This is a genomic window from Kocuria sabuli (assembly GCF_040981185.1).
Lineage (GTDB): Bacteria > Actinomycetota > Actinomycetes > Actinomycetales > Micrococcaceae > Kocuria > Kocuria sabuli.
This window is the reverse complement of record NZ_JAVHZE010000117.1, coordinates 1-520: the sequence shown is the minus strand read 5'-3', so window position 1 is coordinate 520 and position 520 is coordinate 1. Positions and strand designations below refer to the sequence as shown.

At 56.5% G+C, this 520-nt stretch carries 2 protein-coding genes; one reads left to right on the top strand and one right to left on the bottom strand.

Translation table 11 applies throughout. The annotated features are described in order from the left end of the window. A partial coding sequence (locus RE027_RS18200) for a type 1 periplasmic-binding domain-containing protein (protein ID WP_368809702.1) occupies positions 1 to 331 on the top strand: 331 nt, incomplete at its 5' end. Between the two features lie 48 nt (positions 332 to 379). Here RE027_RS18200 and RE027_RS18195 read toward each other — a convergent pair. Further along, the coding region (locus RE027_RS18195; RefSeq protein WP_368809703.1) for a YicS family protein at positions 380 to 520 on the bottom strand (141 nt) is incomplete at its 5' end.

Genomic DNA, 520 nt, shown 5'->3' with positions numbered 1-520 from the left:
GGACGCGACTTCATCGTCCGTTGCGCTTCAGGAATTACTCAACAACGCGTCCACGCTGAACTTCAACGCGCTGCTGGTGGCGGATGAGCAGGAAGCCCAGCGGGTGATCCCGCAGTTACAGGCGTTTAATAAATCGGTACCGGAAGACATCATGGTTTTCAGCCTCGGCGGTTCGCTGCATCTGCCGGGTATTCCGGTGATCCCGGCCATTGAGTATTCCATGGACGCCATGGCGGCGCGCATCGTGAGCTGGCTGACAGAGAAAACGCAGATGCTCGGGTCCTACGTTCTGCGCGGTGATTTGATTATTCCGGATGTGCGGAAGCGTTAAACGTGTGATGTAGGCCGGGTAAGCGCAGCGCCACCCGGCGCTCAACCCTCAGTAATCTTCCATACAATCCACCTGACTTACTGCATCCCAGTAGGCGTCCAGGTTGTCACGCTTCACGGCGGTGATGGCGTTTTTGATCAGCAGCTGATTGGCCTCAGACGACAAAATCATCGCCTGCCAGGCCTTATC